This window comes from Clostridium sp. AM49-4BH, assembly GCF_003478335.1.
Classification (GTDB): Bacteria; Bacillota; Clostridia; order Lachnospirales; family Lachnospiraceae; genus Butyribacter.
The window spans coordinates 1-13,700 of sequence record NZ_QUFB01000043.1 but is presented as its reverse complement, the minus strand read 5'-3'; the positions used below and the strand labels follow the sequence as shown (position 1 = coordinate 13,700).

Genomic DNA, 13,700 nt, shown 5'->3' with positions numbered 1-13,700 from the left:
CTTCATGTTTGCTAAAAATTCAAAGGCATATTCTGTCTACCTGCTGTTCCGATTTGTCTGTTCCCTGGCGGTTTCTATGTCCACAGTGCTTTCCATCGTGTACCACCTGGAGGTGGTGCAGCTGGATGCTTTCCAGCTTGTCCTGGTAGGGACGGTTCAGGAGACCTCCTGCTTTCTGTTCGAGATGCCCACCGGTGTGGTGGCGGATTTGTATAGCCGTCGGCGCTCGGTGCTGATTGGAATGTTCCTCTACGGCCTGGGCTTTCTGATGGAGGGTGCGCTACCGTGGTTCGCGCCGGTTCTGCTGGCCAGGTTGTCTGGGGTTGCGGTGATACCTTCATCACCGGCGCTCTGGAGGCGTGGATTGCCTCGGAGGAAGAGGACAAACCCATAGACAAGGTGTTCCTGCGGGGCAGTCAAATGGGGCAAATCGGCGGCGTTCTGGGCGTGGTGCTGGGCACACTGCTGGGAAACATAAACCTGCAAATGCCTCTCATCTTGGGGGGCAGTTTGTGCTTGTTGTTGGGGCTGGTGATGGTTCGCATCATGCCAGAAACCAACTTCTCCCCTGCTATTGAGGAACGGCAGGGCTTGCTTAAAGACTTTGTCTGCCTGTTCAAGCTCAACCTGGGCTTTGTGAAAGGCGCACCTGTGTTGCTGGCGCTCTTAGCAATCACACTATGCGGGGGACTTGCCAGTGAAGGCTTTGACCGGCTCTCCACCGCTCATTTTCTGGATGACACGGTAATACCCGTTATCGGGCCGCTGAACAGCGTCACTTGGTTCGGTGTTATCAGTCTTATCGGCAACGGCTTAGGTATTCTGGCTTCTCAGTTGCTCATCGCCCGCATGGAGAAAAAAGGGACTGTCAGCCGAACCAGTGTGGTCATGTCCACCAGCGCCGGGTATATCCTGTTCCTGGTTCTCTTCGCGGTGGGGCGGAGCTTTTGGTTCATGTTGTTGGTGTTCCTGCTGGCGGGGCTTATGCGCACCATCAAGGAGCCTGTGCTGGCCGCCTGGATGAACGACCAAGTGGATGAGAAAATGCGCGCCACAGTCTTTTCCACCAGCGGACAGCTGGACTCTTTCGGGCAGATCATCGGCGGGCCTATTGTGGGGCTGGTAGCCCAGCAGGTGTCCATACCCTGGGGGCTGGTCTGTACCGCTTTCCTGCTGTTGCCCGCGCTGTTCTTAGTGCCGGTGGCGGGAAAGAAGCGGGATTGATATGGCATAGTTAAGTTTACTGACGAGCGGGAGATTACTTCCGCTCGTCTTCATTTAGTAGCGCAAAATTTGAGGACTCTTTATTTCCTTATTCGGTATAGCGGAGGCGGCTGTCAATTCGACATAATTTTCTTGTGATACTTTACCGTACATGAGCATTTGTTTCGTATTTGAAAGAACAAACTCACCAAATAAAAAAAACGATATTCGGGTGGGTTATTTTGTTATACCCTAAATTACCCTCTGAATTTGTTTTTAAATTTGGAGGGATTTTTTTATGTCCTTTTTTCGGGCAGTTATCTATCTGCTCATACGAAGCAAAATTTATCAATACATAGCATATCAGAGAACGGCAGGAAACCAGTTAAAAAAATTTCTGCCTATGCAACGGCACTTCCTGCCTTGAATGTAGAAGTACAATCTCCATACAACAGAATTAATATTTCCCATAACCGTAAAGGTCATAGAGCCTTTGCGGTTTTTCTTTTGTCGATTTTTGTTGGAAAGTGCCATAGGGCTATTAGTGGTGTTAGGTGTCGTTCGCCACCTCTCCATCTGGATTTTGAACATTTCAAAAATTCAGATGGGAGGTACTTACAGTGAAATACGCACCGAGAAAGGTATATATCAAGGAAAGCGGCAGATATGTGGAACTGTCCTATACGGATTTCTGCCGCCGCAGGGAATCCGACCAGACCTATATGGACAAGCTGTTTATCCCCATTCAAGGCTGTCTGCTTGAAGTCGTGAGGGAGCAATACACGGACTTCTACCGAGATAAGGAACGGTGGCGTTATCTGAAAAAATTAGATACGAAGAACAGCCTGCTTTCTCTGGATGGATTTACGGACAGCGAGGGGAAGCCTTTAGACTTTATCGCTGATGAAGCGGCAGACATTGCGGAAACCGTTGTCAATGCGGTTATGGTGGACAGGCTGAAAGCCGCCCTGCCTTTGCTGTCGGATAGTGAACAGGAATTGATACAGGCAATCTTTTTTGACGGACTTTCTGAGCGTGAAGTCGGGGCGAGGTTCGGCATAACCCAGAGCGTTGTGAACAAACGCAAAGCCAGAATCCTAAGAAAACTAAGAAAGATAATAGAAAATTAAAATTTAAGGCGTTCAGCCCCCTTGTTTTTTCCTTTGGGAAAATGAGGGGGTTTTTCTCTGCCCTCTCAATCAATTCTGATTGGAGGAAAAGAAGCATGGCATATAACCACGGACGGGAGGACAGGAAATGGCGTATCTGGAAAGAAGCGGAGGAAAAGCTGCTGCGTGAGTGCGGCGTTGATGAAGCGACCATTGAGCAGATACGCATTGCGGACAGGGCAGACTTCAATTCCAACAGGCGGTTTTACCGATGGACGAATGACATTGCGGAATACCTTGAGGACATGGCAGACAGGGAGCGGCAGACGGAAGTGGGTACGGTTGCGGAGTTACTGGACGAGATTGAGAGCGAAAATCTCTATCAAGTATTAGTCGCGGTGGACGGGCGTACCTTGAAAATCGTCCTGCTGAAAATGCAGGGGTATTCCACAAAGGAGATTGCCCCGCTCGTGCATTTGACGACTGGTGCCATCTATGCGAGGTTAGACCATCTGCGGAAGAAGCTACGAAAATTTTATAGCGTCTAAAACAGCCTGCCGTCCTGCGGGCTACTGGGTGAGGGATGGAAATCCCCTCACTTATTTTTTGCAGGAGGCAAGCGGGATGGCATACAGAGTTAAGGCGTACACGCTTCGGGAGGAATCCACGGAAAGCGGCACAAGGTATTTTATCAGCTTTAAGGACGGGCAGGGCAAATCCCACGAGTTGGAAGTGTCGGAACAGTTCTTTATGGAGTTTCGGCAGATGGAACGCAGGAACAGGAATCTCCTCCAATGGGACGAGCGGCACAGGGAGTTTTCGGAAGTATGGGACGAAACGCTGAACAGGCGGGCGTTGAAGCTGCCTAAGAGCATAGAGGAACAAATGATTGAGGCAGAACGGGCAGAACTGCTCTGTAAGGCGGTTGACGGACTGCCAGAGATACAAAGGCGGCGTTTCCTGCTCTACTACGAGTATGAGTTCAATTTTTACCAAATCGCCGCTATGGAGCATTGCACCGCTTCGGCAATACAGAAATCTGTTGCGATTGCAAAGGAGAAAGTAAAGGCGGAAATGAGGAAGTATCTCCAACCGTGACCGACACCGCCCGAAAAAGAAATCTGTTTTTTATTTGTGTGGGATTGGCGGCATTACATACTCTCACTTTTTCTTCGTGGGAGTAAATCTATTTTTAAGGAGGTCAACGCCTATGTGCAACGAAAACAAAAACACCGCCCGAAAGGAGGAAAGCCATGCAGAAGTTACAGACAGTCAACGCCGAAACGCTCCTTTATGAACCGCTTGAGAAGCCGTCCTTTGTGGTGGACAGCCTTATCCCCACAGGCTTGTCGCTGTTCTGCGGCTCACAGAAGATAGGAAAGAGCTGGCTCATGCTGAAGCTATGTTTATGCGTGTCGCAGGGACTTCCCTTGTGGGATATGCCGACAATGGAGGCGACGTGCTTTACCTCTGCCTTGAGGACACGTTCTGCCGTATACAGGACAGGCTGTTCCGATTGACGAACGAAGCGAGCAGGCGGCTTCACTTTGCCGTGGCAAGCTGCAAGCTGTCAGACGGTCTTATCGTGCAGCTTGAAGATTATCTGAAAGATTACCCAAACAGCAGGCTTATTGTCATTGACACTTTGCAGAAAGTCCGTACAGCTTCAAAAGACAATGCCTACGCAAGCGACTATGGGGACATCTCACTAATCAAAGACTTTGCCGACAGGCATTCATTGGCGGTCATTGTCGTACACCACATCCGAAAGCAGAATGACAGCGATGTGTTCAACAAGGTGTCTGGGACGACAGGCTTAACGGGGAGTGCGGACGCTACCTTTGTTCTGGAAAAGGAGAAACGGGCATCCGACACCGCCAAGCTGTATGTGACGGGCAGGGACACGCCCTATCAGGAATACACGCTGCGTTTCCGTGATTGCAGTTGGGAACTTGTGGAGAGAAAAACGCAGGAGCAGCTTGCGAAAGAAACGATACCAGACGTCCTTTTTCGGTTGGTGGATTTTATGAGGGATAAGGAAGAATGGGCAGGCACGGCAACGGAGCTGTTAGCCGCTATGAGGGAAACGGAAACCATACCCACGGTGATTACGAAATGGCTCAATGAATACCGCACCACATTTTTAAATGAGAACCATATCGTTTATCAGTACAGCCGCAAAAAACACGGCAGGCAGATTTCGCTTGCAAAGCGGGCGGGTGACAGCGGTGACGGTGGTGACAGCGATATTGGGATACCCCCTGTTACTGTCATTGACGCTTAAAGCCGTGTAAAGCTGGCGACTCTGCCCTGCGGGTGACAGCGGTGACGGCGGTGACAGTGATTTTAGGATACCCTGCCGCTGTCATCCCTGCGGGAGAACACCCCGTAAACGCAAAGTGCAGGCGTAGGATTTACCCGCCCTTTTCGGCGTGTAAAACCACCCCTGCGGTCAGAAAAATCCTTCCGATTTTTCCGACTGCGTTTACAGGGTGTAACACACTACACTTTGCCCTGCAAAGTCGTGTGCCAGACGTTCCCTCTGGACTCCCTTATGGCAGGTCTTACGCCCTGCTTATCCTACGCTCCACGCTTCGGATAAAAGAATGGCAGCATGACGGTGACGGCTCTTGCGAGGGGGTATTCCAAAAACACCGTCATCATCGACATGACCGTCATGCAGGGAATAAGGGTGACAGTTGAGGCAGTCGGTAGGGGGTATCCCAAAACTGCTGTCACCGCCGTCACCGCTGTCACCCAAAGGGCAGTTTACCCGCCGAAGAAAGGAAGATGATGAATTATGCCCTATGCAATCCTGCGTTTCCAGAAACGCAAAGCGGGCGGCGTTGCGGCTTGCGAACGCCACAACGAGCGTAAAAAAGAAGCCTATAAAAGCAATCCAGATATAGATATGGAACGCTCGAAAGATAACTACCATCTTGTGAATCCGCCGAGGTACACCTACAAGAAAGAGATTAACCGCATGGTAGCCGAAGCAGGGTGCAGGACGAGGAAAGATAGCGTGATGATGGTGGAAACGCTTATCACGGCTTCGCCAGAATTTATGAACAGCCTGCCGCCCAAAGAACAGAAAGCGTATTTTACGATGGCTCTGGATTTCATTTCAGAGCGTGTCGGGGAGAAAAATATCCTCTCCGCAGTCGTCCACATGGACGAGAGAACGCCGCATATGCACCTCTGTTTTGTGCCGATTACACCAGACAATAAGCTGTCTGCCAAAACAATTTTAGGCAATCAAAAGAGCCTGTCCGAATGGCAGACCGCCTACCATGAGCGGATGTCCTCACGGTGGAATCAGCTTGAAAGAGGTCAGTCCTCAATGGAAACGAAGCGGAAACATGTCCCCACATGGCTCTATAAGTTGGGCGGCAGGCTTGATAAACAGTATGAGGAAATTGTGTCTGCACTGTCCGACATCAACGCCTTTAATGCAGGGAAGAAGCGTGACAAGGCTCTGGAACTGATTGCGGCATGGCTCCCAGACGTGGAGAAATTCTCAAAGGAAATCAGTAAGCAGAGTGCCTATATCAATAGCCTAAAGGAGCAAATCGGGCAGGAATCAGACTATGCGGGGCGTATGCGTGATGAAAAGTATGAGCAGGAACTAAAGGTGCAGAAAGCGAACCAGAAGATATTTGAGTTGCAGAGAACCAACGAGCAGATGGGGCGGCTGCTCTCAAAGATACCGCCCGAAGTGTTGGAAGAATTGCAGAAAAACCATAAAAGCAGAGCGAAAGAAAGGTAGATATGTGAATGAAGAAACAGGATTTTAAGGTGTTAAAGACCAAAGACTTGTACCCGTTTCCCGACAATCCGTTTCATGTGGCAGAGGATGAAACGCTGTCAGAATTAGCGGAAAGCATCAAGGAATTTGGCATTGTCACGCCGATAATCACACGCCCGAAAGAGGACGGGAACGGCTATGAAGTGATTGCAGGGCAGCGGCGTGTCCGTGCGTCTGAACTTGCAGGGATAAATACCGTGCCTGCGTTTGTCCTGCCCTTAGACCGTGACCGAGCCATCATCACCCTTGTAGACAGTAATTTACAGCGTGAGAATATCCTGCCATCAGAGCGGGCGTTTGCCTACAAGATGAAATCCGAAGCCATGAAGCGGCAGGGTTTCCGCACAGACTTAACCTCGTCACAAGTTGTGACGAAGTTGCGGACGGACGACAAGGTGGCACAGGGCTTCGGCGTAGGCAGGATGACCGTACAAAGATTTATCCGTTTGACGGAACTGATACCGCCGATTTTGCGGATGGTGGACGAGGGGAAAATCGCCCTCACGCCTGCGGTGGAACTGTCCTTTTTGAAGAAAGACGAGCAGGAAAACCTCTTTGCCACGATGGAGAGCGAAGAAGCAACGCCCTCACTCTCACAGGCACAGCGGATGAAAAGCCTAAGCCAGAGCGGGCGGCTTGACATGGATACGATATTTGCAATTATGACGGAGGAAAAGGGAAACCAGAAAGAAACCTTGAAAATCAACACAAGCAAGCTGAAAAAGTATTTTCCGAAGAACACAACGCCGAAGCAGATGGAGGAAACCATCATTAAACTTTTGGAGCGTGAATTGCAGAGGAAACGGGGCAGGGACAGCCGCTAATCTTCTCTTTTCGGGAGGTAAATGCAGAAAATTGAGGTATGAAGAATGAAAGAAATCCAGTATGAGATTGTAAAGGAAATCGCCGTATTGTCTAAGGGCGACAGCGGCTACACAAAAGAAATCAATCTTATCTCATGGAACGGAAGAGAGCCGAAATATGACATCCGCAGCTTTTCCCCGAACCGTGAGAAGTGCGGAAAGGGTATCACGTTGAACGCTGATGAAGCAGCAGCACTCCTTGAAGCATTACAGAAAGAAGTAAACAGCGGGGATTGATGGTATCTGATTGACAGGGCGGGGCGTTTCCAGACGTTCTCCTGCCCTGTCTGGAAAGGAAGATTTAAGTATGGGCGAGGATAAGAAAGCAGATAAAAAGAGAAAGCGTATCGTGCCGAAAGCACCAGTTCAGATGATAATCAGCCGTGAATATGTCGGCACGCAGACAGTCACAGAAGCGTTTATCCCGATTATTTCCGAGGATATTCGGAAGAAGATTGCCGAGGGCGACACCTTCGACAATGAGGGGCTGTCCGCTTAAAATGTACGCAATGGAACATGAAAACAGATAGGACAGATATGGAGGTTTTACAGTATGGCAGGAATAAGAATGGAGAACAAGATTTATGAAGTCGGCATGTACTGCCGCTTGTCAAAAGACGATGGCACGGATAACGAGAGTGCGAGCATTGCGACACAGAAATCCATCCTCACGGATTATGTGAAAAAGCAGGGATGGCACTTAGCAAAAACGTATGTGGACGACGGTTACTCTGGTACAAATTTCCAAAGACCAAGTTTCCAGAATATGATAAAAGACATTGAAAGCGGTCTGATAAACTGCGTGATTACGAAAGATTTATCCCGTCTGGGGAGAAACTATCTTGATTGTGGGTTATATCTGGAAGTTTTCTTCCCAGAGCATAACGTGAGGTATATAGCGGTCAATGACGGCGTAGATACCTTGAATAAATCTGCTATGGACATCACGCCTTTCCGCAACATTTTAAACGAAATGTATGCCGCTGACATATCTGTTAAGATAAAATCGGCATATCGGGCGAGGTTTCAACAGGGGAAATTCATGGGAACTACCGCCCCTTATGGCTATATCAAAGACCCTGCCGACCACAACCATCTGCTGATAGATGATAAAGTGGCACATGTTGTAAAAGAGATATTCGACCTTGCATTAAAAGGGAATGGAGTTGCCAAAATTTGCAGACATCTTAATAAACAGCATATCCTACGCCCTGCCGCTTATGCGGCGGAGCGTGGCGAAACAGGCTTTGAACGTCATTTTGAGGGGAACGAGGACAAACGCTATATTTGGAGTGGGAACAGCGTGAGGAGCATTTTAAGAAGCCCGATATATGCGGGAAATCTTGTAGGCTACAAACGGATTGCCGCCAATATGAAAAGCAAGAAACGCCCCTCTAAGCTGCCCGAAGAATGGGAAGTGATACCCAATACCCATGAGGGAATAGTCACGCAGGAGGAATTTGATATTGTCCAACAGCTTATTACAAGTCGTAGGCTTCCACAGAACAAGGGAGGATTTGTAAATATTTTTGCAGGCGTTATCAAGTGTGTGGACTGCGGATGTGCTCTGCGGGCAATGAACGTACACAGGAGGAAACGCCCAGAGATTATCGACTGTGTACAGTATTCATGTAATAATTATGCAAGAAACGGAAGAAGCGAGTGTAGTGCCCACAATATAGAAGCAAGGGATTTATTCAATGCCGTTCTTGCCGACATCAACTGTTTTGCGGATATGGCAGTGAATGATGAAAAGGCGGTCAGGGCCATAGAAAAGCGGCTCACGGAAACAGACCAGAGCAGGGCGAAAGCATTAGAGAAAGAACGTAAGAAGCTGAACAAACGCCTTGCGGAACTGGACAGGCTGTTTTCCTCTCTCTACGAGGATAAGGTCATGGAGCGTATTACCGAGCGGAATTTTGAGATGATGTCGGGGAAATACCAGAAAGAGCAGCTTGAAATTGAAGCAAGGCTGAAAGAGGTGACGGAAACTCTTAATGAAAGCTACGAGAAATCACGGGGAATCCGTGACTTCCTAGCCCTTATCCGAAATTATCAAGGCTTAAAAGAACTGGATGCAACAGTTATAAACGCACTCATAGACAAGATACTTGTTTCGGAGCGTGAGAAGATGGCAGACGGAACAGTGAAGCAGGAAATCAAGATTTACTATAAATTCATCGGCTTTGTCGATGAATTACATATCATACCTACAAAACGGTGGGCAGCAATGCCCGCTAAAAATTGTACGGTGTGCGGCGTTGAATATGTCCCGGGCTCTGGTGCATCAAGGTATTGTCCTGCTTGTGCCAAGAAGATACGGAGGGAGAAATCAAACGAGAGCAAACGCAGGAGCAGAGAACAGAAAAGGATAGCATGTATGAACTGTCCGCAAAAAATGACCGACTGATATCGAACAGCAGGAGGGACGTATCCTCAGACAGGGCAACCGCAATGACACCGTGCATATTTACCGTTATGTCACAGAAGGGACATTTGATTCGTACAGCTGGCAGGTGATCGAAAACAAGCAGAAGTTCATCAGCCAGATCATGACCAGTAAATCACCGGTGCGAAGCTGTGAGGATGTGGATGAGGCGGCACTTACTTATGCCGAGGTCAAAGCACTTGCCACCGGCAATCCCTATATCAAGGAAAAGATGGACTTAGATATTCAGGTATCCAGGCTGAAACTGATGAAAGCAAACCATACCAGTCAGATCTACCGGCTGGAGGATAACATTGCAAAGAATTATCCGAAGCAGATCGAAGTTCTGCAGGAGCGGATTCGGGGATTTGAGACAGATATGGAAACCGTGCGAAAGAATCTTCCGGCGGATAAGGACAACTTTTCCATGAAAGTGGGAAACCGTATCTTTATAGACAAAAAGGAAGCAGGAACGGCTATTCTTGCCATGTGTCAGGAGATGGATTCCCTGCAGCAGATGGTGGAGATTGGTGAGTATGCCGGTATGAGAATGAAAGTCACATTTGATTCCTTTAACCGCAAGTTTGTGATGAGTCTGAAAGGAGAACTAAGCCACAACTTTGAACTTGGTTCGGATGCGTTTGGAAATATCACAAGACTTCACAATGTTTTAGATGGTATGGCTGGGAAACTTTCAGAAGCCGAGACAAAACTTAACAATGTCACACACCAGTTGGAAACGGCAAAGATGGAGGTGCAAAAGCCGTTCCTGCGGAGGAAGAACTGAAGGAGAAGATGGAACGGTTAGCGGAACTGGATGCCCTGTTAAATATGGATGAAAAAGGCGAGACACCGGTACTTGAGAATGAACCGACGGTTACTCCTTTGGGCGAATGGCTGTTAGAACATCTTCTGCCGGAATTTATGGAAGAGTATGAAATGACAGAGGAACGGGCAAGAGAAGTGTTGTTAGACGCCCTGCCGGAAGAAGAAAGCGAAGTGGTCTGTTTTTCTTCGGAGCAGAATGCAGAGAGCCTTGATAGTGAGGAAATGCAAAAGCAGATGTCAGAATATATGGATGGTGATTTTTATGCTATACCGGTATCGGATACGGAATACCTGATTGCGCCGAAAGTGGAGCAGGACAGTGTGATTTATCTGCGTTCCATTTTAAGCCAGTTGGGAGATTCGGTATTATCTTCACCGGCAATGAAATCCCATGCTGCGTATGAGTATGATTCCGGAACAAACCGGATGAAGCCGTTTGACCATATGAGAATACTTAGAGGACTTTGTGCGGTAGGAGAAGAAAAACATATTTACCATGCAAAATCACGAGAACCAACAAAGACAAGAACATCCAACTTGGCACAAGTACATTAAAGCAGCGTTTGGACATCATGTCCAGACAGAAAGAAAAAAGGTAAAACGAAATGAAGAGTTATAGCGAATTTATGGAGTATATCAAAGAGAATGTAACGGATTATCTGCCGGAACGGTTTGAAAGTGCAGAGATTACAATCCGTCAGGTGGTGAAAAACAACGATGTAGTGTTAGATGGTTTACTGATTTCAAGTCCGGATAGTCATATTTCACCCACTATTTATCTGAATCCTTTGTATGAGCAATACAAAGAAGAAAAAGACCTGGATGGAATCGTGTCGAATATTGCAGATACTTATATTGAAAATATCGAACCGGTTGTAAACAGAGGATTTCAGGAAAAATTAGAAGAGATAGGAAATTATGAGACAGTAAAAGACTATATTTTTCCAAAACTGGTCAATCTGGAGAAAAACAGCATCCGTTTACAGGATGCACCATATACACAGAGGGAAGATCTGGCGGTTACATACAATATAAAGGTGACTGGAGATTCGCATTCTATGGGTTCTATTATGATTACAAATTATTTAATGGAAAAATATGGAGTTACACCAGAAGAATTACATGTGCTGGCAATGGAAAATATGGAGCGGTTATCGCCATCGGTATGTGAACCGCTTGAAAATGTTATGGTAGAAGTTTCGGCGAGCCAATTATCAGAACAGGAGGGAATTTCATTTGAAGAGGCTAAAGAGCATGTCAGAGAAATGCTTCCACCGGGAGGAACAGAGATTTATTGCCTAAGCAATGAGTCAAAACTCAATGGAGCTGTCAGCATCATCAGTGAAAATGTGCAGAAAATGGTGGCTGAACAGGTGGGAGGAGATTATTATGTTCTTCCATCTTCGGTGCATGAGTTAATGATTGTACCTAAAAGCTTAGGCATGAATTTGGGAGAACTTGAAGAGATGGTGAGTAGTGTAAATGCAGCGTGTGTAAGAGATGATGAAGTTTTATCAAATCATGTATATCAGTACGATGCAAAAGAACATAAATTCAGCAGATGTGTTCCGGAAAGAAACCTGAAAAAGAACTTGGAACTGGATTTAGAGCCGGCGGTTGATGTGCAGGAAGAAAAGAATACTTTGCAGTCAGAGCTGCCGGAACAAAGTCATGAACCGATGAAACATTCCGGAAGAATTCATTAGTCAGGAAAGGAATTGAAATATGAGTAAAAAAGAAAAGACAGGTATTGTGGTCCATTCATTGGAGGAACTGAAACAGCTCATCGAACAAAAAGAGGAGGATACGATGTTAGTGATAACAGTGGAGGTGGTGTCGGATGCAGCATGAGTTAAAACAGGTGGAAGTGCGGTTAAAACTGACGGATAAAGCAGGAGTATTCAGTATGGAGCGCATAGATACACCGGAAAAAGCGGTTTCTGTTCTGGCACAGGTATTAGCAGAAATTGACCGGGAAGAGGTTTGTGTTGTCAATCTGGATGGCAAAGGACGTCCCATCAATTTCAATGTGGTCAGTATTGGGAGTGTCAATGCTTCCCTGGTAACCGGAAGAGAATTATATAAAACAGCCATACTCAGTAATGCTGCAGGAATGATCATGCTTCACAATCATCCGTCATCGGATCTTCAGATGAGCGTGTCAGATCGCAATGTGACAGAGAAGATGATGTATGCCAGCCTCCTGCTAGACATTGAATTTTATGATCATGTCATTGTAGCAGGAGGAACAGGAAAGACTTTCAGTATCCGGGAAAATGTACCGGAGTTATTTGAACCAAGTCATTATGCACATTTGATTTCTCATGTAGCAGACGGTGTAAAAGAAGAAGCATTTTACCACGGAACATCACCTGTCACTTATGAAATCCTGCAGATCAAAGACGGAAGCGATGGAGAACAGTACCGTTTTTGGGGCATGAACTATGTGCAGGAGACAGGATTGCAGGTAAATGTCAGTGATTATGAATCAAAGTATCAGGGGGAATTAAAGCCTGGAGAAACACTGGATACTTTGTATGAACGGTTTAATATCCACCGTCCGGAGGATTTTACCGGGCATTCGCTGTCGGTAAGTGATGTGATCGTTTTGGAATCCGGAGGTGATAAGAAAGCATTCTATGTGGATTCCTTTGGATTCTGCGAAGTTAAGGATTTTTTTGCAGAAAAACTGGAGAGATCAGAAATCACATTTACCGTGGCTGAGTGTGGTGAGTTTCATTCTCTGGGAAGATACCGGGATGACATTTCAAATGCAGAAGAAGCGATTGAAGTGTGGAAAGAGTATCAAAAAGGTACTCTCAACGGAATTCCAAGCATCGGTATTCAGATACATAAGCCGGGACAGCCGGAAGTGGAAGATATGCAAGTGGATCTGGTGTCTGGCAAGACGATGGATTTGGATATGTTGCGTTATTATTCGGAGATCAATGTGGAAGAAACTGCCATTCAAAAGATTTGTGAATTGGTTGAAAATCTGCAGGATGTAGAAATAGTTGGTAAAATACCGGAGAATATATCAGCGGAACGTATAATGCGTGGGTTTGATCCGAAGGGGGAGATATACAATGAGGAATTGCGGAAAGAACCATCACCGAAACATGCAAAACGAATTTAATAATACGCTTTTATTCTTACATAGAGGGGAGTATAATTGAGATAGATGTAGGTGGTTTATGCGACATGATAATTAGGATTGGAGGATGAAAATTAATTCTGCTACTAAGGTCGTTATTACTAAAATTAGTAGAAATAGAAATTAATATTTCAAAATGGCAATTATGAAATTTAATGAGCAGTTTTATAGAAATTACAATGAACTTTATACCATGATTAAGCAATGTTATTGTGAGGTTGCAATTCTTGAGGCATATATGATTAAGCAATGTTATTGTGAGGTTGCAATTCTTGAGGCATATATAGAACTACAAAAAGATAGACCGGAT

The 13,700-nt window shown here is 46.5% G+C and carries 14 protein-coding genes and 2 pseudogenes; all 16 read left to right on the top strand.

The features are described 5' to 3' along the window. Positions 1-4: 4 nt before the first annotated feature. The 16 genes and pseudogenes from tet(40) to DW981_RS11220 all read left to right on the top strand — a co-directional run bounded on the left by tet(40) (position 5) and on the right by DW981_RS11220 (position 13,372). Positions 5-1,224 (top strand): annotated as a pseudogene (gene tet(40), locus DW981_RS11295) (tetracycline efflux MFS transporter Tet(40)). A 599-nt stretch (positions 1,225-1,823) separates the two neighbouring features. Beyond that, positions 1,824-2,333 carry a sigma-70 family RNA polymerase sigma factor gene (locus DW981_RS11285; protein ID WP_002596252.1) on the top strand — a complete coding sequence of 170 codons (510 nt, stop codon included), beginning with the start codon at positions 1,824-1,826 and terminating at the stop codon, positions 2,331-2,333. A gap of 95 nt (positions 2,334-2,428) precedes the next feature. Continuing rightward, entirely contained in the window at positions 2,429-2,860 is a 432-nt protein-coding gene (locus tag DW981_RS11280; protein WP_002596253.1) for a sigma-70 family RNA polymerase sigma factor, read from the top strand. A gap of 76 nt (positions 2,861-2,936) precedes the next feature. Next, complete coding sequence (locus tag DW981_RS11275; RefSeq protein WP_002596254.1) at positions 2,937-3,410, top strand: sigma-70 family RNA polymerase sigma factor; 474 nt, start codon at positions 2,937-2,939, stop codon at positions 3,408-3,410. A 155-nt stretch (positions 3,411-3,565) separates the two neighbouring features. After that, positions 3,566-4,596, top strand: a pseudogene (locus DW981_RS11270) (AAA family ATPase). Between the two features lie 330 nt (positions 4,597-4,926). Continuing rightward, complete coding sequence (locus DW981_RS11260; RefSeq protein WP_004613323.1) at positions 4,927-5,106, top strand: hypothetical protein; 180 nt, start codon at positions 4,927-4,929, stop codon at positions 5,104-5,106. 6 nt (positions 5,107-5,112) lie between these two features. Then, positions 5,113-6,078, top strand: a complete 966-nt coding sequence (mobV, locus tag DW981_RS11255) for a MobV family relaxase (RefSeq protein WP_002596256.1) — start codon at positions 5,113-5,115, stop codon at positions 6,076-6,078. Between the two features lie 8 nt (positions 6,079-6,086). Then, entirely contained in the window at positions 6,087-6,941 is an 855-nt protein-coding gene (locus DW981_RS11250; protein ID WP_002596257.1) for a ParB/RepB/Spo0J family partition protein, read from the top strand. A gap of 45 nt (positions 6,942-6,986) precedes the next feature. Beyond that, on the top strand, positions 6,987-7,217 hold the full coding sequence (locus tag DW981_RS11245) for a PC4/YdbC family ssDNA-binding protein (protein WP_002596258.1): 231 nt from the start codon (positions 6,987-6,989) through the stop codon (positions 7,215-7,217). Between the two features lie 70 nt (positions 7,218-7,287). After that, on the top strand, positions 7,288-7,479 hold the full coding sequence (locus tag DW981_RS11240; protein WP_002596259.1) for a hypothetical protein: 192 nt from the start codon (positions 7,288-7,290) through the stop codon (positions 7,477-7,479). Positions 7,480-7,533: 54 nt separating this feature from the next. Continuing rightward, positions 7,534-9,390 carry a recombinase family protein gene (locus DW981_RS11235; RefSeq protein WP_118507784.1) on the top strand — a complete coding sequence of 619 codons (1,857 nt, stop codon included), beginning with the start codon at positions 7,534-7,536 and terminating at the stop codon, positions 9,388-9,390. Between the two features lie 106 nt (positions 9,391-9,496). Then, positions 9,497-10,195, top strand: a complete 699-nt coding sequence (locus DW981_RS11230) for a helicase (RefSeq protein WP_182434250.1) — start codon at positions 9,497-9,499, stop codon at positions 10,193-10,195. 8 nt (positions 10,196-10,203) lie between these two features. Further along, positions 10,204-10,791 (top strand): hypothetical protein, encoded by a 588-nt coding sequence (locus DW981_RS16230; RefSeq protein ID WP_182434249.1) that lies wholly within the window; start codon positions 10,204-10,206, stop codon positions 10,789-10,791. Positions 10,792-10,841: 50 nt separating this feature from the next. Beyond that, positions 10,842-11,942 carry a DUF5688 family protein gene (locus DW981_RS11225; protein ID WP_118507783.1) on the top strand — a complete coding sequence of 367 codons (1,101 nt, stop codon included), beginning with the start codon at positions 10,842-10,844 and terminating at the stop codon, positions 11,940-11,942. Positions 11,943-11,961: 19 nt separating this feature from the next. After that, the gene (locus tag DW981_RS15960; RefSeq protein WP_270392765.1) at positions 11,962-12,087 is read left to right on the top strand and encodes a hypothetical protein; all 126 of its coding nucleotides are present in this window, start codon (positions 11,962-11,964) and stop codon (positions 12,085-12,087) included. Next, on the top strand, positions 12,077-13,372 hold the full coding sequence (locus tag DW981_RS11220; protein WP_243034735.1) for a JAB domain-containing protein: 1,296 nt from the start codon (positions 12,077-12,079) through the stop codon (positions 13,370-13,372). The genes DW981_RS15960 and DW981_RS11220 overlap by 11 nt, the downstream gene beginning before the upstream one ends. Positions 13,373-13,700: the final 328 nt, after the last annotated feature.

Excerpts from the sequence above, each read along its gene's own strand:
- DW981_RS11280 (WP_002596253.1), top strand. The coding sequence starts at position 2,429 with ATGGCATATAACCACGGACGGGAGGACAGGAAATGGCGTATCTGGAAA.
- DW981_RS11275 (WP_002596254.1), top strand. The coding sequence starts at position 2,937 with ATGGCATACAGAGTTAAGGCGTACACGCTTCGGGAGGAATCCACGGAA.
- DW981_RS11260 (WP_004613323.1), top strand. The coding sequence starts at position 4,927 with ATGACGGTGACGGCTCTTGCGAGGGGGTATTCCAAAAACACCGTCATC.
- mobV (WP_002596256.1), top strand. The coding sequence starts at position 5,113 with ATGCCCTATGCAATCCTGCGTTTCCAGAAACGCAAAGCGGGCGGCGTT.
- DW981_RS11250 (WP_002596257.1), top strand. The coding sequence starts at position 6,087 with ATGAAGAAACAGGATTTTAAGGTGTTAAAGACCAAAGACTTGTACCCG.
- DW981_RS11245 (WP_002596258.1), top strand. The coding sequence starts at position 6,987 with ATGAAAGAAATCCAGTATGAGATTGTAAAGGAAATCGCCGTATTGTCT.
- DW981_RS11240 (WP_002596259.1), top strand. The coding sequence starts at position 7,288 with ATGGGCGAGGATAAGAAAGCAGATAAAAAGAGAAAGCGTATCGTGCCG.
- DW981_RS11235 (WP_118507784.1), top strand. The coding sequence starts at position 7,534 with ATGGCAGGAATAAGAATGGAGAACAAGATTTATGAAGTCGGCATGTAC.
- DW981_RS16230 (WP_182434249.1), top strand. The coding sequence starts at position 10,204 with ATGGAACGGTTAGCGGAACTGGATGCCCTGTTAAATATGGATGAAAAA.
- DW981_RS11225 (WP_118507783.1), top strand. The coding sequence starts at position 10,842 with ATGAAGAGTTATAGCGAATTTATGGAGTATATCAAAGAGAATGTAACG.
- DW981_RS15960 (WP_270392765.1), top strand. The coding sequence starts at position 11,962 with ATGAGTAAAAAAGAAAAGACAGGTATTGTGGTCCATTCATTGGAGGAA.
- DW981_RS11220 (WP_243034735.1), top strand. The coding sequence starts at position 12,077 with ATGCAGCATGAGTTAAAACAGGTGGAAGTGCGGTTAAAACTGACGGAT.